Origin of the sequence: Nocardia sp. A7, assembly GCF_046549215.1 — a bacterium.
Taxonomy (GTDB): domain Bacteria; phylum Actinomycetota; class Actinomycetes; order Mycobacteriales; family Mycobacteriaceae; genus Nocardia.
This window is the reverse complement of sequence record NZ_JAJPWE010000001.1, coordinates 243,914-266,477: the sequence shown is the minus strand read 5'-3', so window position 1 is coordinate 266,477 and position 22,564 is coordinate 243,914. Positions and strand designations below refer to the sequence as shown.

Below are 22,564 nucleotides of genomic sequence, written 5' to 3'. Positions count from 1 at the left end.
CCGGACGGCCGTCCGGAATGTAAGCCCGGCATCAGTGAGTGGGACTCAGGGTTGACAGGGCAAATGTCAGGGTTTTCCTGGACGCGTTCCGCGGTCGCACCGATTAGCTTCGGTAGCAATCGAACTCGACGGGGAGGCAATAGTGGCCGCAGTGACCACAGAACTCGCGCACGACGCGATCGCGAGTTCAGCGCCACCCACTCCGACCTGGCATCCGGTCACCCGGCTCGCGTTCCGGTTCAGTGTCGCGTATCTGGGGCTGTTCTGTCTGTGGATGGCCCAGGTCACCTTCGTCTTCCTCGGCGTAGCGGCGCTGTGGTTGCCCGAGGAAGCGATCCTCTGGCAGATGCTCGCGCTCGAGCCGGTGAGCGCTTGGATCGGCGAGCATGTGTTCGGGGTGCAGGCTGAGCTGGCCATGAGCGGTAGCGGTGATCAGGCGGCGATCTGGATTCAGTGCGGCCTGGTACTGGTGGTCGCGGTGCTGATCACGGTCGTGTGGTCGGTGCTGGACCGGCGCAGGCGCGCGTATCCACGGCTGCTGAGCTGGTTCCTCACCGCGTTGCGATTGTTCGTGGGCGGACAGATGCTGTTCTACGGGTTCGCGAAGCTGATCCCGACGCAGATGCCGGAACCCTCGCTCGTCGCCCTGCTCACTCGGGTCGGTGATCTGACACCGATGGCGATGTTGTGGACGCAGGTCGGATCATCGCCTGCCTACGAGATCGCCTTGGGCGCGGCCGAAGTACTCGCCGGGCTGCTGCTGTTCTGGCCGCGCACCGCGACGCTGGGCGCCATGGTGGGCGTGATCAGCATGGCGCAGGTCTTCCTGCTCAACCTGACCTTCGACGTGCCGGTGAAGATGCTGGCCGGGCACCTGTTGCTGATGGGCTTGGTGCTGCTCGCCCCGCAAGCCCGCCGACTGGCGAATTTTCTCGTGCTGCAACGAGAGTCGGAACCGGCTGCGCAACCACCGTTGTTCGCGTCCCCGCGTGCGAACCGGCGGGCCACCGTGGTGCAGGTCGCGCTCGGACTGTGGATCACGGTGGGGATGGTCTATGCCGGGATGGAGAGCTGGCGTGAATACGGCGGCGGCGCACCGAAACCCGAGCTGTACGGCATCTGGGAAGTCAGTGAGTTCACCGTCGACGCGACCCCGATCCCGCCGCTCGCCACCGACCCGGTGCGCTGGCAGCGACTCGTCATCGATGTGGGATCCGCGGGCTACCAGCGCATGGACGACACGATCGCGCCGATACTGGCCATGACGGACCCGACAGCGAACTCGATGACACTGGCCGCGGCACCCACCGGCCCGGCCGAAAGCCCCCAGCCCTACGCGACATTCACCGTCGACAGACCATCGGCGGACGAGCTGACCCTGCACGGTGAACTCGACGGCCGACCCACGACGGTGACCCTCACTCGTCTCGACCTCGAGCGGTTCCCGTTGCGCAGCACCGGCTTCCGCTGGGTGCAGAACCAGCCGCATTTCAGCTGATCGTGATGGCGTCCAAGCGGATTCGCAGGAAATCGGCCGACACCACTGGCGGTCCTTGCTCGACCATCCCGATCGGCGGTGCCAGCGGAGTCACCACCGCATCGTGGTCGAGTTCGTAGAAGTAGATGAGCGAGACCAAATCTTCCTCGGGCGCGTCGGGCTGCGGTGGCAGCACGCGATGGCGCCCGGAAGGCCAACGCTCGCCGCTCCAATAGGCCAGCAGGTCACCGATGTTCACCGTCAGCGCGGTCGGGTCGTAGGGAGCGTCCGCCCACCCGTCGGCCTCGGTGTAGACCTGCAACCCGCCCGCACCTGGCTCGCGGTCGAGCACGGTGACGGTGCCGAAATCGGTGTGCGGGCCGATGCGGAACTGGCCGGGCGCAGGCTCGCCGACATCGGACATCGGCGGATAGTGGTTGATATTGCAGGTCCACGTGGGCAGGGCCGCCAGGTCGGCGAACGGGTTGGCGGGCAGGGCGAGGGCCGCGGCGAACAGGGCGAGCAGTTCGTCGGACAGTGCGCGCACGGCGGCAGTGTACTCGGTCAGCAGCGCGCGCAGTTCCACCACCTCGGCGGGCCACACATTGGGCAGGAACCACACCTGGTCAACCGCCGGATCGCCGGTCGGGGTGTCGGCGCCGACGGCGAAGGTCTCCTTGAGATCGGGCGGGGTGTGCGTGCCCTCGGCATAGCCGTTGGCCTCACGCCCTGGACCGATCCAGCCGCGGCCGCCGACCGCCACCGCGTACCTTTCCTTCACCTCAACCGGCAGGGCGAAGAATCGGCGTGCGGCCGCACGGACGGCGGCGGGCAACGCGGGATCGATGCCGTGGCCGCGCACCAGCAGGAACCCGGCCCGACGCAGGCCTTCGTCGACCTCGCGTTCCACCGCGCGCGCCGCGTCGCCGCCGGTGCGCCAGCGGGCCAGATCTACCGAGGCGATGCTGCTCATGCGGGGTTCTCCTTCGTCGGTGCGACGCCGATGTCCTCGAACCACAGATCGGGGCGCTCGGCGATGAAGTCGGTCATCATCGCGACACAGCGTGGATCGTCGAGCACGATCACCCGCACGCCGTGTTCGGCCAGCCAGTCGTGGCCGCCGTGGAAGGTCCGCGCCTCGCCGATGATCACGGTGCCGATCCCGAACTGGCGGACCAGGCCGCTGCAGTACCAGCACGGGGACAGGGTGGTGACCATGATCGTCGGCCGGTAGTCGCGGCGTCGGCCCGCGGCGCGGAAGGCGTCGGTTTCGGCGTGCACGCTCGGGTCGTCGTTCTGTACGCGGCGGTTGTGGCCGCGCCCGAGCAGGGTGCCGTCGGCGTCGAACAGGGCGGCGCCGATAGGGACACCGCCCTCGGCCAGCCCGCGCAGGGCTTCGTCGTAGGCCACGTCCAGGAGTGCGTCCGGCTGGGTCATGGACTCCACTGTCCCGCCCGCACGCCTGCTCGGCAACGTACATTTCGTCCGTACCCGCACGGTCGATCGATGACAGGATGACCGCATGTTGCCCACCGTCCGACAGTTGCTCGCCGACCAGTTCCTGGCCGCCGACCCGCTCGTGCTGTCCGGGCGTTCGTCGCTGGACCGGGCCGTGCGATGGGTGCATTCCAGCGAGATCTTCGAGATCAGCCCCCTGCTCTCGGGCGGTGAGTTGCTGCTGACGACGGGGCTCGGGTTGGCCGGTGTCGACGCCGGGACCCGGCGCCACTATCTGCGCGAGATCGCCGATCGCGCGGTGGCCGGGGTGGCGATCGAGCTGGGCCGCACCTTCGACACCGTCCCGCCGGACATGGTCGCGGAGGCCTCGCGGGCCGGGCTGCCGCTGATCGCACTGCGCAACGTGGTGCCGTTCATCGACCTGTGCCGGGCGGCCAATACCGAGATCGTCTCGCGCGAGGTGGGGATGCTGCGGGTGGTCGACGGGTTGACCCGCGAGCTGCTGAGCGAACTCGGGCTCGGCCACGGTCCCGCGCGAATGCTGTCGAAGGTCGGTGCGGTGACCGGGTGCCCGGTGGTGCTGGTCGCGGGTAGCGGCGCGTTGGTCGCCGCGCACGGTGCCGACGATGATCGATCTGCTTGGGCCGCAGTGGAATCCGGGAGTTCTACCGCGAAAATTATGGTGCGCGAGAGTTTCTGGGGCACGTTGACCGCAGGCCCCGGGTCGCCGCTGGACCCGACGACGCTCGGTGAAGTGCTGGAACGGGCCGCCGCCGCACTGGGACCGGCGCTCGCCCAATCGGGGGCCCCCACCGGCCGACCGGGTCGGGCCGCCACCCGCTTGCTCGCTGATCTGTTGGCGGACAAACAGATCCGGCCCGCTGATCTTCGCGCGCGACTGGCGGCGGTCGGTGCGACGGCAGGAATGCGGCTGGTGCCCGTGGCGATCGACGCGCCCGACGCGCGGATCGGCATGCGACTGCTCGACGGCGCTGTCCGGGATCTCGGGCGCCCCGGAGTGCTCGGTGAGGTGCACGCCACGGTGTACGGACTGCTCACACCCGACCCAGCGGCCACCGATCCTGTCGCCGACATCGCGGAGATACTGCGAAAAGTGTCCGCCACCAACAGCATCGACGGTGTCACCCTGGTGGTAGGCGACCCGGCCGAGTCGACCGCGGCGAGTCTATCCGCCGCGCTCCGAGGCACCGAACCTGCACTGCGACTGGCGGTTCGGCATCGCCGCGACCACTCAGGCGGATCCGGCACCGTCTCCACCCGCCGGGAACTGGCCGGTGACCTCATCGTCGAAGCGCTGCCGGCCGCCGACCGAGCCCGCCTCGTCGACACCACCCTCGCACCGCTGATCGCCTGGGACACTGCTCATCACAGCGCACTCACCCACACCCTCGAGGTGTTCCTACGTCATGGCGGCAGCGCCACCCGCTGCGCCGCCGCCCTGCACATCGGCCGACAATCCCTCTACCAACGCCTCGACCGCATCAAGTCCCTCCTCGGATTCGACCCCGCCGCACCAGAACTCACCGCCACCCTGCTCCTGGCCCTCGGCGCACACCGCGTCCATTCCTCCGGTACGGGTGAGTGACGCGGACGCAGCCCCGCCACGGACCCGGGTTCTACGGGCCGACGTACTCGTACGCCGAGCAGGTCACCGATCGGCCGCGACCTGGCGCCGTGCCAGGAGCAGATACAACCCACCCGCCAGCGCGAAGCCGACGAACACGGTGATGTCGCCCAGGTGCGGGAATTCGCGCACCAGGTAGCCGGTGAACTTCGCCTGGTTGGAGAACAGCAGCACCGACACCACCAGCCCGGTCGCGAAGGCCGTGACCCCACCCCAGTTGGCGTAGGCGCGGTCGTAGAGCAGTGGGCGGATGTCGGTGCCGCGGCGCAGGTACTGGTCGGCGAACATCACGCCGAGCCACGGCCCGATCCAGTAGGCGACGATCAGCAGGAACGCCTCGTAGCCCGCCGCCGCGTCGGGCAGTGCCCACCACGCCACCAGGAAGCCCACCACGCCGAAGACCGCCGAGACGAGTGCCCGCTGGGTGCGTACCGGCAGCTTCACCCCGATCGTCACGAACGCCATCGCGCCCGAGTACACATTGAGCGCGTTCGCCGCGATCGCACCGAGGGTGATCGCCAGCAGTGTCAGATTCGCCAGTGCGCCGGGCAGATGCGCGGTGAACACGTCCGTGGGGCTGCCGGTCGCCGCGCTCACGATCGTCGCCGATGCCGCGCCGAGCGCTGACAACCACAGGCAGGAGACGAACAGTCCGGTCGCCGCGTACCCACCGGTCGCGACCTTCGACACCGCGGTCGGCAGGTAGCGGGAGTAGTCCGCCGCGTAGGGGTTCCAGCCGCCCGCGTAGCCGAAGGCAGCGCCGACGGTGAGCAGGAATCCGGCGATCCCGCCCACACCGCCCTCGGGTGCGGCGCCGGCCAGGTCGGCCTTACCGACGATCACCACGGTCACCACGACGAAAACCACCGCGAGCACCGGGAAGACGAATCGTTCGAAGGCGTGCACGAGATTGTGCCCGAATACCGCGAAGCGGGTCTGCAGCACCACGATCAGCACCAGCGACCACACCTTGGGCAGCCCGGTCAGCGTGTTCAATGCGAAGGCACCCGACACGCTGTTGGTGGCGAACCAGCCGACGCCGCACATGATCGCCATGAAGGTGGCGGGCATCGCATTGCCCCGATACCCGAAAGCCGTGCGTCCCAACACCATCTGCGGCACGCCGTACGCCGGCCCGCGCGCGGACAACACAGAGTGCGCCCCGGCGCCGAGACCGATACCCACCGCCAGCCCGAGCACCGCCTGCCAGAAATTCATGCCGAAGACGGTCACCGACAGCACACCGATGAAGATCGTCGCGAACTCGAGATTGGGCGAGGTCCACATCCACAGGAGCTGGCGCGGGGTGCCGTGCCGGGCGGACTCGGGGATGGTCTCGTTGCCGCCGGGCTCCACCGCGAGCACGCGATCGGTGTAGCTCGCGGCAGGCGCGTTGTCTTCGGTCGTAGCCATTCCTGAACAGTCGTCGGGTCCCGCGCCGTGGACAACCGACGGATCGTCCGTCAGGACCGGCCCGGAAGTGGACAGATCGTCGATCGGCGGGTGCGTTCGGGGCGCACCTGGTCAGGAACTAGGCTGGGACACTGTGCCGAACACCGCTGACACCGCATCGACCCCGCCCGCGGGCGACCCGAACTACCTGGTCGGGCTCGATCTGCTCGGCCGCAGAGTGGTCGTGGTCGGCGGTGGCACGGTTGCCCAGCGCAGACTGGGGCTGCTCGTTGCCGCCGGTGCCGAGGTGCACGTGATCAGTCGGGCCGTCACGCCGGCCGTCGAGGGTATGGGGACGGCGGGGCAGCTGAGTATCGAACTGCGCGCCTACGCCGACGGTGATCTCGACGGTGCCTGGTACGCGATGGCCTGCACCGACGAACCCGAGACCAATGCCGCGGTGGTGGCCGAAGCCACCGCCAAGCGCATCTTCTGCGTCCGCGCCGACATCGCACGCGACGGCACGGCGGTGACCCCCGCGACCGCCCGCTACGACGGACTGTCGCTCGGCGTGCTCGCCGGTGGGGCGCACCGCCGCTCGGCCGCCGTGCGCAACGGTCTGCTCGAAGCACTGCAATCCGGTGTGGTGACCGATGATTCGGAGCCGGTGCCGCCCGGCGTCGCGCTCGTCGGCGGCGGCCCCGGCGATCCCGACCTGATCACCGTGCGTGGACGCCGACTGCTCGCGCGCGCCGATCTGGTCGTCGCCGACCGGCTCGCCCCGCCGGAACTGCTCGCCGAACTCGGCCCGCACGTCGAGGTGATCGACGCCGCGAAGATCCCCTACGGCCGGTCGATGGCGCAGGAGGCGATCAACCTCGCGCTCGTCGAGGGCTACAAAGCGGGCAAGTTCGTGGTTCGGCTCAAGGGCGGCGACCCGTATGTGTTCGGTCGCGGATACGAGGAACTCGAGGCGTGCACCGAGGCCGGCATCCCGGTGACGGTGGTGCCCGGCGTGACCAGCCCGATCTCGGTGCCCGGCGCGGCAGGCATCCCGGTGACCCATCGCGGGGTGACCCACGAGTTCGTCGTGGTGAGCGGACACGTCGCCCCCGATCACCCCGATTCGCTCGTCGACTGGTCGGCGCTGGCCAAGCTGCGCGGCACCATCGTGTTGATGATGGCGGTCGAGCGGATCGACAAGTTCGCCGCCGCCCTGCTCGCCGGTGGGCGCCCGAGCGATACCCCGGCCGCGGTCATCCAGGAGGGCACCCTGCGCACCCAGCGGGTGGTGCGCGCCGACCTCGCCACGGTCGCCGACCGGGTTAAGGAGCAGGGCATTCGCCCGCCCGCGATCATCGTCATCGGCCCCACGGCGGGCTTCGGCCTCGACTAGCTTCACCGACGGCGCGCCCACTGATCGCGGTGCGCCAATTACACTGCCTCGTTGTGCTCGATAAACCCGCTGCCACGATGCAGTATCCGGTGACGGGGCGGGCCTTCGGTCTCGCCATCCTCGTACTGAGCGGCCTGCAGTTCATGGTCGTGCTCGACGGCACCGTCGTGATCTTCGCGCTGCCGCGGTTGCAGGAGGAGATGGGGCTGTCCAGTTCGGGCAGTGCCTGGACGGTGACCGCCTACGGCCTGACCTTCGCCGGATTGATGCTGCTCGGCGGCAGGCTCGGCGACGCGTTCGGGCGCAAGCGAATGCTGATCATCGGCGTCGGGGTGTTCACGGCGGCGTCGCTGGCCTGCGGTCTGGCCAATGGTGAGGCGATGCTGCTGATCTCGCGCGCCTTCCAAGGTGCCGGTGCGGCCATCGCGGCCCCGACGGCCTTCGCCCTGGTCGCGACCACTTTCGCGCCGGGACCCGCACGCAATCAAGCCATCGCGATCGTCGGTTCGATGGCCGGGATCGGCTCGGTCGGCGGTCTCGTGGTCGGTGGCGCGCTCACCGAGCTCTCGTGGCGGTGGATCTTCCTGATCAATGTGCCGATCGGCGCGCTCATCGTGGCGGGCGCGGTCTACAAACTCGCCGACACCGAGCACCACCGCACACCGCTCGACATCAAGGGCGCGATCCTGGGCACCCTGGCCTGCGCGACGATCGTGTTCGGTGCCACCGAGGGCCCGGCGATGGGCTGGACCAGCCCGATCATCCTCGCCTCGCTGATCGGCGGGTTCGCGCTGCTGGTGATCTTCGTGATCACCGAACGCCGCGAGGCCGACCCGTTGCTGCCGTGGTCGCTGTTCGACAGCCGCGACCGGGTCGCCACCTTCGCCCTGATCTTCCTGGCCGGTGCGGTACTCGGCGCGATGACGTTCTTCGTCGCCCAACTGCTGCAGAACGTGCTCGGCTACAGCCCGCTACAGGCCGGTATCGCCTCGATCCCGTTCACCGTCGGCATCGGTGTCGGCGGTGCCGTGGCGTCGAAGTTGGCGCTGGTGATCGCGCCGCGCTGGTTGCTCGCCTCGGCCTCGGTCGTGCTCGCCATCGGGCTGCTCTTCGGCTCGACGCTGGACCGGCACGTGCAGTACCTGCCGACCCTGCTGGCGTTGCTGGTGGTGATCGGCTTCGGCGTCGGTGTCGCGATGGTGCTGGCACCGCTGTGCGTGCTCGTCGGAGTGCCGCAGACGAATATCGGCCCGCTGTCGGCGGTCGGCCAGATGTTCATGAATCTGGCGACGCCGATCGCGATCGGCCTGCTGAGCCCGATCGCCGCATCGCGCACCCTCTCGCTCGGTGGCACCGACGGCCGCGCCGCGGACATGTCGCCGACCCAGATCGACGCCCTGAACAGCGGCTACACGCTGGTGCTCTTCGTGTGCGCGATCTTGGCGGTGCTCGCCGCCCTCGTCGCGCTGACGCTGCGGTTCACCCCGCAACAGTTGGTGCAGGCGCAGCAGAAGCAGGACGAGGCCCAGCGGAGCTGACTTTCAGCGGATCATGATCCCGCGTCGACGGTGTGCGCGTCGGCGACGCTCAGCGCTCGATCGAGGATGGTCAGACCTTCTTTGGCCTCGGCCTCGGTGATCACACACGGCGGCACCACATGCAACCGGTTGAAGTTGACGAACGGCAGCAGCCCGCCCTGGCGGCAGGCGGCGACCAGTTCGTTCATCGCGGGGCTGGTGCCACCGTAGGGGGCGAGGGGTTCGCGCGTGGCCCGGTCGCGGACCAACTCCACGGCCCAGAAGACGCCGAGCCCGCGTACTTCACCGACGCTCGGATGCCGTTGCGCCAGTTCACGAAGGCCAGGCCCGATCACCTTCGCGCCGATGTCGGCGGCGTTCTCGACGATGCGCTCCTCGGTCATCACGTTGATCGTCGCGACAGCGGCGGCGGTGGCCAGGGGATGGCCCGAGTAGGTGAGCCCGCCGGGGTAGGGCCGGGTGGCGAAGGTCGCTGCGATGGCCGCGTTGATCGCCACCCCGCCGAGCGGGACATAGCCGGAGTTCACACCCTTGGCGAAGGTGATCAGGTCGGGCACGACATCGAAATTGTCGATGGCGAACCACTTTCCGGTCCGGCCGAAGCCCGCCATCACCTCATCGGCGATGAACACGATGCCGTGCTTGTCGCACAGTGCGCGTACTCCGCGCATGTACTCCGGGGTCGGCACCATGATGCCCGCGGTGCCCGGCACCGGCTCCAGGATGATCGCGGCGATGGTGGCCGGGCCCTCCATCTCGATGGTGCGTTCGAGATGGGTCAGCGCGCGCTCGGTCTCCTGCTGCTCGTCGGTCGCGTGGAATTCCGAGCGGTACAGGAACGGGCCGAAGAAGTGCACGGTGCCGGTGTTTCCGCGGTCGTTGGGCCAGCGGCGCGGGTCGCCGGTGAGGTTCACCGCGGTGTCGGTACCGCCGTGGTAGGAGCGGTAGCGAGAGAGCACCTTGTAGCGGCCGGTGTGCAGGCGCGCCATCCGGACGGCGTGTTCGACAGCGTCGGCGCCGCCGTTGGTGAAGAAGATCATGTCGAGGTCGCCCGGCGTGCGTTCACTGATCAGGCGGGCCGCTTCCGAGCGCGCGTCGTTGACGAACGAGGGTGCGACAGTACAGAGTGTGGCCGCCTGCTCCTGGATCGCGGCGACGACCTTCGGATGCTGGTGGCCGATATTGGTGTTCACCATCATCGAGGAGAAGTCGAGCAGGCGATTGCCTTCGCCGTCCCACACGTAGCACCCCTCGGCGGCGGTCAGCACCGTCGGCGTCAGAGTTGCTTGCGCAGACCAGGAATGGAAGACATGGCGGCGATCGAGCTCGTAGGCGCGAGCGGCCTCATCGGAAAGCGTCATGCGAGTCTCCTCAATTCACTTGTTCTGCGGGAAGCCGAGTTCCAGCCCGCCGTGGCTGGGGTCGAGCCAGCGGCTGGTGACCGCCTTGGTGCGAGTGAAGAAGTGCACGCCGTCGGTGCCGTGCGCGTGCGAGTCACCGAACAAGGAGTTCTTCCAGCCACCGAAACTGAAGTAGGCCATCGGCACCGGGATCGGGACGTTGATGCCGACCATACCCACCTCCACCTCGTGCTGGAACCGTCGTCCCGCGCCGCCGTCGTTGGTGAAGATGGCGGTGCCGTTGCCGTAGCGGTTCGCGTTGATCAGCGCGACGGCTTCTTCGTAGGTGTCGACCCGCACGACCGACAACACCGGGCCGAAGATCTCGTCGGTGTAGACGCTCATGGTGGGGGTGACGCCGTCGAGAATCGTGGGCCCGAGCCAGAAGCCGTCCGGAGCACCGTCGACGGTGAGGTCGCGGCCGTCGAGAACCACCCGGGCACCGGCGGTTTCGCCCGCGTCGATGTACTCGGCCACGCGGTCGCGATGGGCGCGGGTGATCAGCGGGCCCATCTCGGCGCCGCTGGTGCCGTCACCGGTGACGATGCTCGCGGCCCGCTCACTGATCTTGGTGATCAGGTCGTCGGCCACCCCACCCACGGCGACGACCACGCTGATCGCCATGCACCGCTCGCCCGCCGACCCGAAACCGGCGTTCACGGCGGCGTCGGCGGCCAGGTCCAGATCGGCGTCGGGCAGCACCACCATGTGGTTCTTCGCGCCGCCGAGCGCCTGCACACGCTTGCCGGCCACGGTGCCGCGTTGGTACACGTACTTGGCGATCGGGGTCGAGCCGACGAACGACACCGCCTTGATCCCCGGGTTGTCCAGGAGTTCGTCGACGGCCACCTTGTCGCCCTGTACGACATTGAACACGCCGTCGGGCAGCCCGGCCTCCTGCCACAGCCGCGCCAGCCACAGCGCCGCCGACGGATCCTTCTCGCTCGGCTTGAGCACCACCGTGTTGCCCGCGCCGATGGCGAGCGGGAAGAACCACATCGGCACCATGGCGGGGAAGTTGAACGGCGCGATGATCGCGACCGGGCCCAGCGGTTGCCGGATCGAGTAGATGTCGACCTCACTGGAGGCGTTCTCGGTGAACCCACCCTTGAGCAGATGCGGTATGCCACAGGCGAATTCGACGACCTCGAGACCCCGGGTCACCTCGCCGAGCGCGTCGGCGGCCACCTTGCCGTGTTCGGCGGTGATCACCGCGGCCAGGTCGGTCTTCCGCTCGGACAGCAGTTCGCGAAAGCGGAACAGCACTTGGGTGCGCCGGGTGAGCGAGGTGTCGCGCCAGGCGGCGAAGGCCACCGTCGCGGCGTCGATCGCGGCGCGGGTATCGGCCACATTCGCCAGCGCCAGCTCGCCGGTGACGACGCCGGTGGCGGGATTGGTCACCGGCGCGGTGGTCTCGCTGGTGCCGCTGACCGACTTGCCGTCGATCCAATGGCCGATGGACTGCATGAGAGCCTCGTTTCGCCGGGGGTGTGGTGCTTCCACCTTGGCTTATCCGGAGCCTCGAACGGGCCGACGATCTGTACGCGTTTCCGGGTTTCATATTACGATTCGTAGGTGCTGTTGACGGTGGCTGATGTGCTCGCGACGCCGGTGGTGCAGGCCGGGCAACCCGAGGTCATCTGTGCCGCGAACCTCGACCGACCGGTGCGGTGGGTGCACGTGAGCGATCAGGCCGCGGTGGCCGACCTCCTCGTGGGTTCGGAGCTGATCCTGACCACCGGCCAGGCCCTCGCCGCGCCGGAGCAGGCCAGAATCAGCTACCTGCGATCACTGGCCGCCGTCGGGGTCGCCGGTCTGGTCGTCGAACTCGGCAGCTACGTCAGCGAGCTCGGTCCTGCCGTCGCCGCCACCGCCACCGAACTCGGCCTGCCGGTGATCGTGCTGCACCGGGTGACGCGCTTCGTGGAGATCACCGAGGCGGTGCACCGCGCCATCGTCGCCGACCAGTACGCCGAGCTCGAGTTCGCGCGCACCGCGCACGAGACCTTCACCGAGCTCAGTGTGCGCCGCGCCGCGTTGGCCGAGATCGTGCAGACCGCCGCGAGCATGCTCGACGCCTCGGTGGTGCTGGAGGACCTGGCCCACCGGGTATTGGCCGCCGCCGCGCGCCACACGAGTTCGGCCGCGCTGCTGGACAATTGGGAATCGACCTCCCGGATGCTGCCCGCCGGGCCCGGCATCGTCGAGGTCGGCCCGCACACCCAACGCTGGGGCAGGCTGATCCTGCGCTCGGACCGGGTGCAGACCCCGCGCGCCACCATGGTCCTCGAACGCGCCGCGCAGACGCTCACCCTGCACCGCATGATCGACAAGGACCGCTTCGGGCTGCACCGGCAGGCACAGACCGGGCTCATCGACGATCTGGTCGAAGGGCGCGTCACCGACGAACGTGACGCGCAGGCCCGTGCGTCGGCGCTCGGGCTGACCCGGCGCGCCCGGTACGTGCCGACGGCTGTCGAGATCGCGGTGACGGCCGAGCCGGAGCCGGTCGCTCGGCAGCGGCGCAGTGCGGCCCTGCTCGAGGCGGTGACCCACGGGCTCGGGCTCGCCGGGGTGTCGGCATTGAGTGCGATCGAGCACCGGCCGATCGGGCGGCGCAGTGCGTCGTTCACGGGGGATTCGCCCGGCGTCGAGCGCCCCGCGACCGCCGCGCGGGGTGGCTCGGCGACTACCGCGCGGGGTGCCGCGGGGGCGGATAGTCCGGGGGCGGGCGGTGTCGAGCGGGTCGCGATGATCGTCGCGGTTGCGCAGGGCGGTGCCGTCGAGGAGACGCTGACGACGGTGTGCGCGGCGGTGCTCACCGAGGTGCGCCGGGTGGACGGGGTCGATCGGGCGGTGGTCGGCGTGGGTGCCGACTCCGCGTCGCTGCTCGATACCTCCCGGCAGCTCGCCCACGCGGCGTCGGTGGCCGCGGTGGCACTCTCGATGCGCGGCGCAACCACGCGAATCTTCTTCCGCAGCGCCGATATTCGGCTGCGCGGTCTGCTCTCCCTGATCCGCGACGAACCCGGCGTGCAGAGTTTCGCCGAGACCGAGTTGAGCGCGCTGTTGCGCTACGACATCCGGCATGCTGCCGACCTCACCGGCACGCTGCGCCGCTTCCTCGACCTGGCGGGCAACAAGACCGAGCTGGCCAGGGCGCTCGCCATCAGTCGGCCGACTCTCTACGACCGGCTCGCCCGGATCGAACGAATTCTCGCCGTCGACCTCGACGACGGCGAATCCCGCACTTCGCTGCACACCGCCCTGCTGGTCCGCGAGCTCACCGCCGAGGGCGACGAACTCTGAGCCGTAACGGGATTCGCCGGTGACAGGTCTCAGCCGGTCAGCGAGTGAGGGCACCGCTCGATGTGATGGCGGCGGCGATCAGGTCCGCGACGCCGCGCTGCCCGGCCAGGGTCGGGTGATAGGGGAGCAGGGTCTGATCGGCCAGGACCGGGTCGAACCACCGAACTGCCGGGTCGGCGCACATACCGAAATCGCGGGAGGCGGCGACGGTATCGATGTACACGGCGCCGTGGTCGGCGGCCGCGCGAGCAACGACGGTGTTGAGGCGTTCGAACTTGGACTGGATGTAGGCGGCGTCGGCGGGGAGCAGGCCGAGCATGGCCGGGCAGCTGGTGTTCGTGAGGTAGGTGGGCCAGCCGTCGACGAAGACGGTGGCGTTCGGCGCGCGCCGGGCGATGTCGGCCAGTGCCGCGGCGTAGGCGGGCGCGATCGCGTCTATCCTGTTGTCCCACTCCGGATCCGCCTCGGCGGCACAGCCACCGCTGACCACGCCCGCATGACAGTGGCCGAGGATGAACTCGGTCATGTCGGCATCGTTGGCGCCCATGTGCAGCGTGACGATCTCGGTGGCGGGACCGAGCCCGTCGAACTGCGGGGCGATCCCCGCGCCCTGCGCGTTGTACAGATCGGGAAGCTTCGCCGAGCTGCAGGTCCGGTCGTCCAGCGCCAGCCCGAGTCGTTCGGCGACCAACTTGGGCGCGTTGGAGGTCGAACGCACGCACCGCAGCGGCGCGGTGACGTCGAGATCGACCACCCCCGTCGTGGCCGCCCCGGAATCACCGAGCGCGACGTAGGTGGCACCGGGACTCGGTTCGGCCTGGGCGGTGGTGGGCACCAGCATCGAGAACAGCAGCGCCGCAGCACCGGTGAGCAGCAACCTCTTCATCGGACATCCTGACGGTCGTAGTTCAGTCTTTGCGGCCGGTGAACGCCAGTGACGTGCCGAGCCCGATCATAACCAGGCCACTGGTACCGCCGACGGCGGCGAGCCGGCGCGGTGACCGCGCGAACCAGGACCGCGCCGACCCGGCCACGAGCGCCCACAGCGAGTCGAAGATCAGCCCGAACACCGGGATGCAGAGCCCGAGGATCAGCATCTGCTGTGGCACGAAACCACGCGTGGTGTCCACGAACTGCGGCAGCAGCGCCGCCAGGAAGACGATCGTTTTCGGGTTCGCCGCCCCGACCACGAAACCGTCCCGCAACGCCGCCGCCGGACTGTGCGAACTCACGTCCTGTTCGGCATGAAATGCCGTCTGCAGCGCGCCACGATGCCGAATTGCCTGCACACCGAGGTAAACCAGATAGGCGGCGCCGACGAGCTTGATCGCCGTGAACACCGCCGCCGACGCGGCCACCACCGCACCCAACCCGAAGGCCACGGCGACAACCTGCCCGTACACCCCGACCGAATTGCCGAGCACGGTCAACAGCGCCGCCCGCCGCCCCACGGTGAGCGCGCGCCCGATGGTGAACAAGACGCTGGGCCCGGGCACGATAACCAGCAGAAACGCCAAACCCGCGAACGAGGCCAGATGAGCCGTGGAAACCATCGCCCCACGCTATCCGGCGCCCCGACCGGTGACAATGGTCTGCGCGGGCCGCGGCAGCGCCACCTTCCTGAGTCGGAGGTGGTCACCGCGTTCATCGCACGGGGATCGAGCGAGCCGACTCGGTGGCCCGTTCGGGGTGCGGGACAGTAAGAATCGGGGTTGTGGGTGTCGGTGCCGACGACGAAACTTGTTGTATGAGTGCGTCGCAGAACCTGATGGACCGGTGGATCGCGTTGGCCGGGGTCGAGGCCGAACAAATCGGTGCCGGTGTGGTGGGGCGCTACAACGAACCGCACCGGCGCTATCACACCGGCACCCATCTGGCGGTGATGCTCGCGGCGATCGACGAATTGGCCGATGCCGCAGACGATATCGATGCTGTGCGGTTCGCGGCGTTCTTCCACGACGCGATCTACGCCGTCGCGCGGGCCGACAACGAGGAGCGCAGCGCGGATCTGGGGCGCGACATTCTCGAATCGCTCGGTGCCGCACCGGAACTGGTCGAAGAGGTGGTGCGGCTGGTCGTGCTGACCCGCGGGCACAAACCGCAGCCGGGTGATGCGAACGGCGCGGTCCTCTGTGACGCCGACCTTGTCGTACTCGGCGGCACACCCGAGGAATACGCCGCCTACACCACCGCGATCCGAGCCGAATACGCCCACGTCCCCGACGACCTGTTCCGGGCGGGTCGCGCCTCGGTCCTACGCAACCTGGCCGACCAGCCTCGCCTGTTCCGCACCGAGCCCGCCCACGACCGCTACGAGGCGATCGCCCGCGCCAACCTCGCGGCCGAACTCGCCGAACTCACCACGGTGACCGGCTGACGGAACCGACGGCCCGATGACGCCGGTCCCGTCCGAGGCTGGTCAGAGGGCGGTGAGCATCTCCGCGGCCAACGGGGCCGACGAGGCGGGGTTCTGGCCGGTGTAGAGGTTGCGGTCCACCTCGATGTGGGGAGCCCACGGGTCACCTTCGCGATAGTCGACGCCGAGCGCGACCAGGCGGTCCTGGAGCAGCCACTTCGCCTTGTCGGCGAAGCCCGCCTGGGTCTCCTCGGCATTGCTGAAGCCGGTGAGGCGGTAGCCGACGAAGGGGGAGGGGCCGGCTTCCGCGGTGGCGAGGAGGGCGGCGGGGGCGTGGCAGACGATGCCGAGCGGTTTGCCGGAAGCGAGGGCGTCGGTGAGCAGCGTTCCGGAGACGGGGTCGACGGCCAGGTCTTGCATCGGGCCGTGGCCGCCGGGGTAGAAGACGGCGTCGTAGTCGGCGAGGTCGACCTTGTCGAGCGGGGTCGGGTTCTGCAGTTCTGTTGCACCCGAGAGGATTTCGGCTACTGCGGCGGCGCCTTCGGGGCCGCCGTTGACCTCGGGTGCCAGGCTGCCACGGTCGACCGTTGGAACCACCCCGGCCGGGGTTGCCACGGTGACGGTGTGGCCCGCGCCGGTGAAGGCCGCATACGGTGCCGCGAATTCCTCGGCCCAGTACCCGGTGGGATGTTCGGTGCCGTCAGCCAGGGTCCAGTGGTCGGCGCCGGTGAGAACGAAGAGGATGTGTGCCATGGGAACAACGCTAGGGTCGATGGCATCCGCTGACCAATAGACTCGCCGATATGAGACATAGGGTAACCGATGGGTCGATGGATCTGGTGCAGTTGCGGACCTTCCTGGCCGTCTTCCGTACCGGTTCGCTCACGGCAGGCGCGGCGCAGGTCGGGCTGTCCCAGCCGACGGTGACCACGCAGATCCAGGCGCTCGAACGGCACCTCGGCCGCCCCTTGTTCGAACGACTGCCGCGCGGGGTGACGCCGACCGCCGCCGGACACGAACTCGCCGCGCGGGTGAGCGACCCGCTCGATGCGCTGGAAACCGTCGTCGGTGGTGCGGGAACCGACCGCCCGGCGCCACCCGAACCGCCGGTGTTGCTCGGCGGACCGGCGGAGATGCTCGCCGCCAAGCTCGTGCCCGCGCTCGCGCCGCTGGTCGCCGACGGTGTGCGGCTCACCGTCAGCACCGGGCTCACCGACGACCTGCTCGCTCGATTGCATTCGGGCGCATTGGATCTGGTCTTCGCCACCACGCGCCCGCGTGGACGGACCGTGCTGGCCGAACCGCTGGTCGACGAGGAATTCCTCCTCGTCGCCGCCCCGTCGATCGCCGACCGTATCGATACCGAGCGCCTGCGCGCCGAGGGTCCGATCGCGCTCGACGGCATCCCGCTCGTCAGCTACGCCGCCGACCTGCCGATTCTGCGTCGCTACTGGCGCCACGTCTTCGACACCCGCCTGGAAACCGAACCGGCGTTGATCGTCGGCGATCTGCGTGCGGTTCTCGCCGCGGTCACCGCCGGGGCGGGAATCAGCGTGCTTCCGCACTATCTGTGCGGCCAGGAACTGGCCGAGGCGACGTTGGTTACGCTGCTCGACCCCGCGGATCCCCCGATCAACACCGGTTTCCTGGCTCGCAGGGTCGGTGCGCCGCCACGACCGCACGTCGATCTGGTGCGCGCCCGACTGGTGGAGGCGGCGCGAGGCTGGCGTGCGGGATGCGGTGCTTGACAGGCAAGTGAGCACTTGCGATTGACAGGCAAGCTGGGGGTTGCCTATGGTTGGTGAAGCGACGGAGAGGAACGTGCGGCGTGACCGATATTTTCACCGCGTTGGCGGATTCGACGCGACGCGCACTCCTCGACGAACTCGCCGATCGCGACGGACAAACCCTGTTCGAACTGTGCGCCCGCCTCGTGAGCAAGCACGACATCAGCTCGTCCCGTCAGGCGATCACCCAGCACCTCGGCGTGCTGGAGGAGGCCGGTCTCGTCCACACCCGTCGACAAGGTCGATACAAGTTCCACCACGCCGATTTCACGCCTCTGCGGGCGGTTTCGACGCGATGGCCCATCCCCGAGGAGAACTCATGATCCGCATCGGAGTAACCAGCGTCTTCGTCGACGACCAAGCCAAAGCCGAGGCCTTCTACACCGACGTGCTCGGCTTCCAGGTCAAGGACAAGGTCCCAGTCGGCGAATACGACTGGCTCACCCTCGTCTCACCCGCCGACGTCGACGGCATCCAGCTCCTGCTCGAGCCCGACCAGCACCCGGCCGCCAAGGCCTACAAGACGGCGCTGAGCGCCGAGGGCATTCCCGTCATCATCTTCACCGTCGACGACCTCGACGCCGAGTACGCCCGCCTCGTCGACCGCGGCGTCTTCTTCACCCAGGCGCCCGCTTCGATGGGCCCGGTCAGCACCGCGGTCTTCGACGACACCTGCGGCAACCTCATCCAGCTGATGGCCCCCGCTACGCAGTGATGATCAGAAGTTCGGTGGGGGAGGCGATTTCGGCTCGCAGACCTGCTGTGGTCGCGACTCGCGCCACGGCGCGGATGTCGGTGGGGTCGGCGCGGGTGAGGACAAGGGCGCGGGCGAGCAGACCCTTGTGATGTTTGTTGAAGTGGCTGACGACGGTGCGTGAGCCGTCGGGGTGTTCGGTGAGCACATTGGCGGTGACGGCGTCGGGGACTCGGCCGAGTTGCTGGTAGGTGCCCGAGCGCAGGTCGATGACGAGCTCGCCCCCGGCCTCGGTGTAGAGGGCGTCGGGCAGCACGTCGCGCCAGACGGCCGAAAGTGTGGGCAGGCCGGGGAGTTTGGTGCCGCCGGAGAGTCGATAGGCGGGAATGGGGTCGGCGGCGCGGACCGCGCCGAACAGGGCTGAGCCGATCCCCAGCCGTGCGTAGGCCTTGGCTCGCTGCACCTTGGTGAACGACTTCGCGTCCAGCGCGTCGTAGAGGACGCCGGTGTAGCGCTCCAGGGCCGGGCGCGTCGCCGACGTGCGCAGGCTCGCGTTGCGGGCGACCTCGGCGTCGGCGCCTTTGCCCAGTCCGAGCACGGCGGCCGACCGATCGGGGTCGGCCGCCAGCTGCACCACCTCGGTGATCAGCTTGTCGCGGACCGCACTGAGCTGCGGCATCGCGAGGTCGTCGAGGTTCAACGGCGCGCCCGATCCGCCGTCGGACTTGGTTTCGGAGGGAGGCAGCAGCACCAGCACGATCGTCAACGGTAATCGCCGCCACCATGGCCACCTCGCTCCGCCCCGCCGCGGACCGAGCAGTCAACAACCTCGCCCGGCCACCTGCACGCCGCCCCCTCCGAACTCAGCGCACCGCCTCCAAGAACTTGCGCGTGCGCTCGTTGGTCGGTGCTTCGAAGATCTGTTCCGGCGGACCCTGTTCGACGATGCGCCCGGAATCGAACATCAGCACCCGGTCCGACACCTCGCGGGCGAAGCGCATCTCGTGGGTGACGATCAGCATGGTGATATCGGTGGTTTCGGCGATGGTGCGCAGCACGTCGAGGACGTCGCCGACCAGTTCCGGGTCGAGCGCCGAGGTGACCTCGTCGAGCAGCATCACCTTCGGGTCCATCGCGCAGCAGCGCGCGATCGCCACCCGCTGCTGCTGGCCACCCGACAGTTGCGAGGGATGGGCATTCGCCTTGTCCGACAGGCCGACGATGTCGAGCAGATGCCGGGCACGTTCGCGCGCTTCGTCTTTCGACTTGCCGAGCACGTGGATCGGCGCCTCGGTGATGTTCTCCAGCACCGTCATGTTCGGGAACAGGTTGAACTGCTGGAACACCATGCCGATCTTGGTCCGCACCGCGCGCAGGTGTTTCTCCTTGGCGGGCACCAGCTTTGCGCCGCGCTGTGTGTGGGTGAGCGGTTCACCGTCGACCCAGATCACGCCGTCGCTGATCGTCTCCAGCGTCATCAGCAACCGCAGGATGGTGGTCTTACCCGACCCCGACGGCCCGATCAGCGTGACCTTCTCCCCGCGGCGGACGCTGAAATCGAGGTGGTCGAGCACGGTGAGGTCGCCGAAGCGTTTGACCACCTGATCGAATCGAATCATCTCTTCATCAGTAGTAGGCAAGTCGCTTCTCCAGTCTTCTGATCAGCACAGACGTCGGGTAGCTGGCGACGAGGAAGAACACACCCGCCAGCGTGATCGCCTCCAGGTAGGCGAAGTTGCGCGCCCCGAACTGCTGTGCGGCGGTCACCAATTCGACGACCGAGATGGCGAACAGGAACGGTGTGTCCTTGAACATCGAGACGGCGTTGGTGCCGAGGGCGGGCAGGCTCGCCCGGATCGCCTGCGGCAGCACCACCGCACCCCAGGTGCGCACCGGCGGCAGCGACAGCGCGCGCGCCGCCTCCCACTGCCCCGTCGGCACCGCCTCGATCCCGGCGCGATACACCTCGGCCAGATAGCTCGAATAGTGGATGCCGAGCACCACGATGCCGATCTGCAACGCCGAGAACTGCGTGAGCAGCGTGTAGGCGAACAGCAACTGCACGACCAGCGGGGTGAGCCGGATGAACTCGCTCACCGCGTGTACCGGTGCGGCGATCGGACGCGGCATCGTCCGGCGGATCACCGCGATCACCAGCCCGAGTACCGCGGCCAGCGCGAAGCCGAGCAGCGTCGCCAGCAGCGTGATCTGGAAGCCGTCCCACAGCACCGGCAGCGCCTCGCGGGCGCGCTCCAAACTCCATTCCGCGGTCATGACGCCACCCTCGTGTCATCGGGCGCCAAGCTGAGGACTTCTTTGAGCGAGGCCCCGCGACCGAGCTTGGTCTTCGCGCGGGTTTCGAGCAGGTTCATGCCCAGGGTGAGCAGATAGCCGAGAACGAAGTAGATGACCAGGCCGACACCGAAGGAGAACAGGGTGTCGCTGGTGGTCTTGCGCAGGTCACCGATCTCGTAGGTCAGGTCGTGCAGGGTGATGTAGGACGCCACCGCGGTGCCTTTGAGCAGATGGACGAGCAGGTTGGTCAAGGAGGGCAACATCAGTGCCCAGGCCTGCGGAAACAGCACCCGGCGCAGCCGCTGCCACGGACTGAAATTCAGCGCGACCGCCGCCTCGAACTGCGCGCGCGGCACCGCGTTGAGCGCGCCACGCACCACCTCGGCACCGTAGGCGCCGTAGTTCAGGCCCAGCGCCAGAATGCCGCAGAACAGCGGGTCGAGCTTGTAGCCGAGCAGCGGCAACACATAGAACAGCCAGAAGATCTGCACCAGCAGCGAAGTGCCGCGGAAGAATTCGATCATGACCCGGGCACTGCCCCGCGCCGCGAGATTGCGCACGCGGGCGGTGGTGCCAAGGGCGAGGGCGAGGACGAACGCGAGTAGCGCGCCGCCGATGGTCAGCTCCAGCGTGACCACGATGCCCTGCCACAGTGAGGGCAGCGCATCGCGGACCGCATCGAAATTGCTCATGCGTGAATCAGATTTCGCCCTTGCACAGCTTGTCGGTCGTGTATTTCGGGTCGGGCAGTTCGCGCTCGGTGAACCCGAACTCGCCGACGATCGACAGGTACTTGTCCTTGTCGCCGGTGATCTTGGCCAGTTCGGCGTTGTAGGCGGCGAGCAGATCGGGATCGCTGGTACGGAAGACGGTGCCGCCCGCGCCGACCTGCGGCTTGCCGTCGATCACGGCGACGAACGAGGGTGTCACGTCGACCGCGGCGTTGGGAGTGTGGCTCTTGAGCCAGTTCAGCGAGATCGCGGTGAGCGCGAACACGTCGGCGCGCCCGGAGGTCACCGCGTCCATGCCGTCCTGCGGGGTGCCGACCTGGGTGGCGTCGATGCCGAGTGAGCTGGCGTAATCGGATTCGATGGCACCGGTCATCGAGGCCATCTTCGCGCCGCTGGCCTTGATCGATTGCATATCCGTCAAATTCTTCGGATTACCGGGTTTCACCATCAGCGCGGTGGTGTACATGAATTCGGGTTCGCTGAAAGAAGCCTGTTCACAGCGTTTCGGCAAGATCGACATACCGGCACTGACCGCATCGAATCGGTTGGCCTGCAGGCCGGGGATCAGCGCGCCGAACTCGGTCTGCACACCGTCGACGGTCTTGATGCCGAGGTTGGCGAAGATCTCCTTGTGCAGGGCCACGGTGGCGCCGGTGAGCTGGCCGCCTTCTTCGAACGAATAGGGCGCCTCACCGGCGAAACCCACAGTGATCGTGCCCTTGTCCTTCAGCGACTGCAGCAGTTGACCGCTCTCGGTGGTCTCGGTCTTCGTGCATCCGGCGAGGGCCGCGGCCACTAACGCGGCACCGGCGAACACTGCTGTACAGCGCCTCGACATGGATTTCGTTTCAGCCATTGTGACCTCCCAAGGGCAGCGTCCTCGCGCCCAATTTTCTGTTGTAAGTGCGTAATTGACTTATGGGGAAAATGTAGTCACCAAGTAATAGCCAGGTCCGGTTACGTTATCAGGTTGTTATCTGATGATTGAAAAGGAATTCTATTGGGTATTCTCAGTGGCGCATTTGTTTTCGAGCCGGTTTTCGGAGGTCTGCGAGCGCCCAGGTGGTAATCGGCTGTCGCCGCGCC

Annotated in this window: 22 protein-coding genes; 9 read left to right on the top strand and 13 right to left on the bottom strand. The window is 68.2% G+C overall.

Annotated features, from left to right (window positions below; genetic code table 11):
* Positions 1-151 precede the first annotated feature (151 nt).
* On the top strand, positions 152-1,498 hold the full coding sequence (locus ACLJPD_RS01120; protein ID WP_410869776.1) for a DoxX family protein: 1,347 nt from the start codon (positions 152-154) through the stop codon (positions 1,496-1,498).
* On the opposite strand, the gene ACLJPD_RS01115 is transcribed toward ACLJPD_RS01120, so the two are convergent.
* Positions 1,491-2,450 carry an isopenicillin N synthase family dioxygenase gene (locus ACLJPD_RS01115; protein ID WP_410869775.1) on the bottom strand — a complete coding sequence of 320 codons (960 nt, stop codon included), beginning with the start codon at positions 2,448-2,450 and terminating at the stop codon, positions 1,491-1,493. The genes ACLJPD_RS01120 and ACLJPD_RS01115 overlap by 8 nt on opposite strands.
* Positions 2,447-2,914 carry a nucleoside deaminase gene (locus tag ACLJPD_RS01110; RefSeq protein WP_410869774.1) on the bottom strand — a complete coding sequence of 156 codons (468 nt, stop codon included), beginning with the start codon at positions 2,912-2,914 and terminating at the stop codon, positions 2,447-2,449. The genes ACLJPD_RS01115 and ACLJPD_RS01110 overlap by 4 nt, the downstream gene beginning before the upstream one ends.
* 85 nt (positions 2,915-2,999) lie before the next feature.
* On the opposite strand from ACLJPD_RS01110, the gene ACLJPD_RS01105 reads away from it, so the two are divergent.
* Entirely contained in the window at positions 3,000-4,541 is a 1,542-nt protein-coding gene (locus ACLJPD_RS01105) for a PucR family transcriptional regulator (RefSeq protein WP_410869773.1), read from the top strand.
* A gap of 63 nt (positions 4,542-4,604) precedes the next feature.
* On the opposite strand, the gene ACLJPD_RS01100 is transcribed toward ACLJPD_RS01105, so the two are convergent.
* Positions 4,605-5,993, bottom strand: coding sequence for a purine-cytosine permease family protein (locus ACLJPD_RS01100; protein ID WP_410869772.1), 1,389 nt, complete (start codon positions 5,991-5,993; stop codon positions 4,605-4,607).
* Positions 5,994-6,126: 133 nt separating this feature from the next.
* Here ACLJPD_RS01100 and cobA point away from each other — a divergent pair, with 133 nt between their 5' ends.
* Complete coding sequence (gene cobA, locus ACLJPD_RS01095) at positions 6,127-7,368, top strand: uroporphyrinogen-III C-methyltransferase (RefSeq protein WP_410869771.1); 1,242 nt, start codon at positions 6,127-6,129, stop codon at positions 7,366-7,368.
* A gap of 77 nt (positions 7,369-7,445) precedes the next feature.
* Positions 7,446-8,906, top strand: a complete 1,461-nt coding sequence (locus ACLJPD_RS01090; RefSeq protein ID WP_410871883.1) for an MFS transporter — start codon at positions 7,446-7,448, stop codon at positions 8,904-8,906.
* An 11-nt stretch (positions 8,907-8,917) separates the two neighbouring features.
* On the opposite strand, the gene ACLJPD_RS01085 is transcribed toward ACLJPD_RS01090, so the two are convergent.
* Together ACLJPD_RS01085 and ACLJPD_RS01080 are read right to left on the bottom strand one after the other, a co-directional pair.
* Complete coding sequence (locus ACLJPD_RS01085; protein WP_410869770.1) at positions 8,918-10,267, bottom strand: aspartate aminotransferase family protein; 1,350 nt, start codon at positions 10,265-10,267, stop codon at positions 8,918-8,920.
* A 15-nt stretch (positions 10,268-10,282) separates the two neighbouring features.
* Positions 10,283-11,773 (bottom strand): CoA-acylating methylmalonate-semialdehyde dehydrogenase, encoded by a 1,491-nt coding sequence (locus ACLJPD_RS01080; protein WP_410869769.1) that lies wholly within the window; start codon positions 11,771-11,773, stop codon positions 10,283-10,285.
* Positions 11,774-11,881: 108 nt separating this feature from the next.
* Here ACLJPD_RS01080 and ACLJPD_RS01075 point away from each other — a divergent pair, with 108 nt between their 5' ends.
* The gene (locus ACLJPD_RS01075) at positions 11,882-13,615 is read left to right on the top strand and encodes a PucR family transcriptional regulator (RefSeq protein ID WP_410869768.1); all 1,734 of its coding nucleotides are present in this window, start codon (positions 11,882-11,884) and stop codon (positions 13,613-13,615) included.
* 37 nt (positions 13,616-13,652) lie between these two features.
* On the opposite strand, the gene ACLJPD_RS01070 is transcribed toward ACLJPD_RS01075, so the two are convergent.
* Entirely contained in the window at positions 13,653-14,501 is an 849-nt protein-coding gene (locus tag ACLJPD_RS01070; RefSeq protein ID WP_410869767.1) for an SGNH/GDSL hydrolase family protein, read from the bottom strand.
* 22 nt (positions 14,502-14,523) lie between these two features.
* Positions 14,524-15,168 (bottom strand): LysE family translocator, encoded by a 645-nt coding sequence (locus ACLJPD_RS01065; protein WP_410869766.1) that lies wholly within the window; start codon positions 15,166-15,168, stop codon positions 14,524-14,526.
* Between the two features lie 194 nt (positions 15,169-15,362).
* Between ACLJPD_RS01065 and ACLJPD_RS01060 the strand changes: the two genes are divergently transcribed.
* Positions 15,363-15,992: a metal-dependent phosphohydrolase gene (locus ACLJPD_RS01060; protein WP_410869765.1), complete on the top strand. Its 630-nt coding sequence runs from the start codon at positions 15,363-15,365 to the stop codon at positions 15,990-15,992.
* A 42-nt stretch (positions 15,993-16,034) separates the two neighbouring features.
* Here the strand turns inward: ACLJPD_RS01060 and ACLJPD_RS01055 are convergent, their stop codons facing one another.
* On the bottom strand, positions 16,035-16,724 hold the full coding sequence (locus tag ACLJPD_RS01055) for a type 1 glutamine amidotransferase domain-containing protein (RefSeq protein ID WP_410869764.1): 690 nt from the start codon (positions 16,722-16,724) through the stop codon (positions 16,035-16,037).
* Positions 16,725-16,774: 50 nt separating this feature from the next.
* Between ACLJPD_RS01055 and ACLJPD_RS01050 the strand changes: the two genes are divergently transcribed.
* The 3 genes from ACLJPD_RS01050 to ACLJPD_RS01040 all read left to right on the top strand — a co-directional run bounded on the left by ACLJPD_RS01050 (position 16,775) and on the right by ACLJPD_RS01040 (position 18,473).
* Positions 16,775-17,719, top strand: coding sequence for a LysR family transcriptional regulator (locus tag ACLJPD_RS01050; protein WP_410869763.1), 945 nt, complete (start codon positions 16,775-16,777; stop codon positions 17,717-17,719).
* An 80-nt stretch (positions 17,720-17,799) separates the two neighbouring features.
* A complete protein-coding gene (locus ACLJPD_RS01045) occupies positions 17,800-18,081 on the top strand; it encodes an ArsR/SmtB family transcription factor (RefSeq protein ID WP_410869762.1) in 282 nt (93 codons plus the stop codon).
* Positions 18,081-18,473: a VOC family protein gene (locus tag ACLJPD_RS01040; protein WP_410871882.1), complete on the top strand. Its 393-nt coding sequence runs from the start codon at positions 18,081-18,083 to the stop codon at positions 18,471-18,473. The genes ACLJPD_RS01045 and ACLJPD_RS01040 overlap by 1 nt, the downstream gene beginning before the upstream one ends.
* On the opposite strand, the gene yaaA is transcribed toward ACLJPD_RS01040, so the two are convergent.
* The 5 genes from yaaA to ehuB all read right to left on the bottom strand — a co-directional run bounded on the left by yaaA (position 18,463) and on the right by ehuB (position 22,334).
* Entirely contained in the window at positions 18,463-19,209 is a 747-nt protein-coding gene (yaaA, locus tag ACLJPD_RS01035; RefSeq protein WP_410869761.1) for a peroxide stress protein YaaA, read from the bottom strand. The genes ACLJPD_RS01040 and yaaA overlap by 11 nt on opposite strands.
* Before the next feature lie 106 nt (positions 19,210-19,315).
* Entirely contained in the window at positions 19,316-20,071 is a 756-nt protein-coding gene (gene ehuA, locus ACLJPD_RS01030; RefSeq protein WP_410869760.1) for an ectoine/hydroxyectoine ABC transporter ATP-binding protein EhuA, read from the bottom strand.
* A gap of 7 nt (positions 20,072-20,078) precedes the next feature.
* Positions 20,079-20,726, bottom strand: a complete 648-nt coding sequence (gene ehuD / locus ACLJPD_RS01025) for an ectoine/hydroxyectoine ABC transporter permease subunit EhuD (protein ID WP_410869759.1) — start codon at positions 20,724-20,726, stop codon at positions 20,079-20,081.
* Positions 20,723-21,439 (bottom strand): ectoine/hydroxyectoine ABC transporter permease subunit EhuC, encoded by a 717-nt coding sequence (ehuC, locus tag ACLJPD_RS01020; RefSeq protein ID WP_410869758.1) that lies wholly within the window; start codon positions 21,437-21,439, stop codon positions 20,723-20,725. Before ehuC ends, ehuD begins: the two co-directional genes overlap by 4 nt.
* A 7-nt stretch (positions 21,440-21,446) precedes the next feature.
* A complete protein-coding gene (gene ehuB / locus ACLJPD_RS01015; RefSeq protein WP_410869757.1) occupies positions 21,447-22,334 on the bottom strand; it encodes an ectoine/hydroxyectoine ABC transporter substrate-binding protein EhuB in 888 nt (295 codons plus the stop codon).
* Positions 22,335-22,564: the final 230 nt, after the last annotated feature.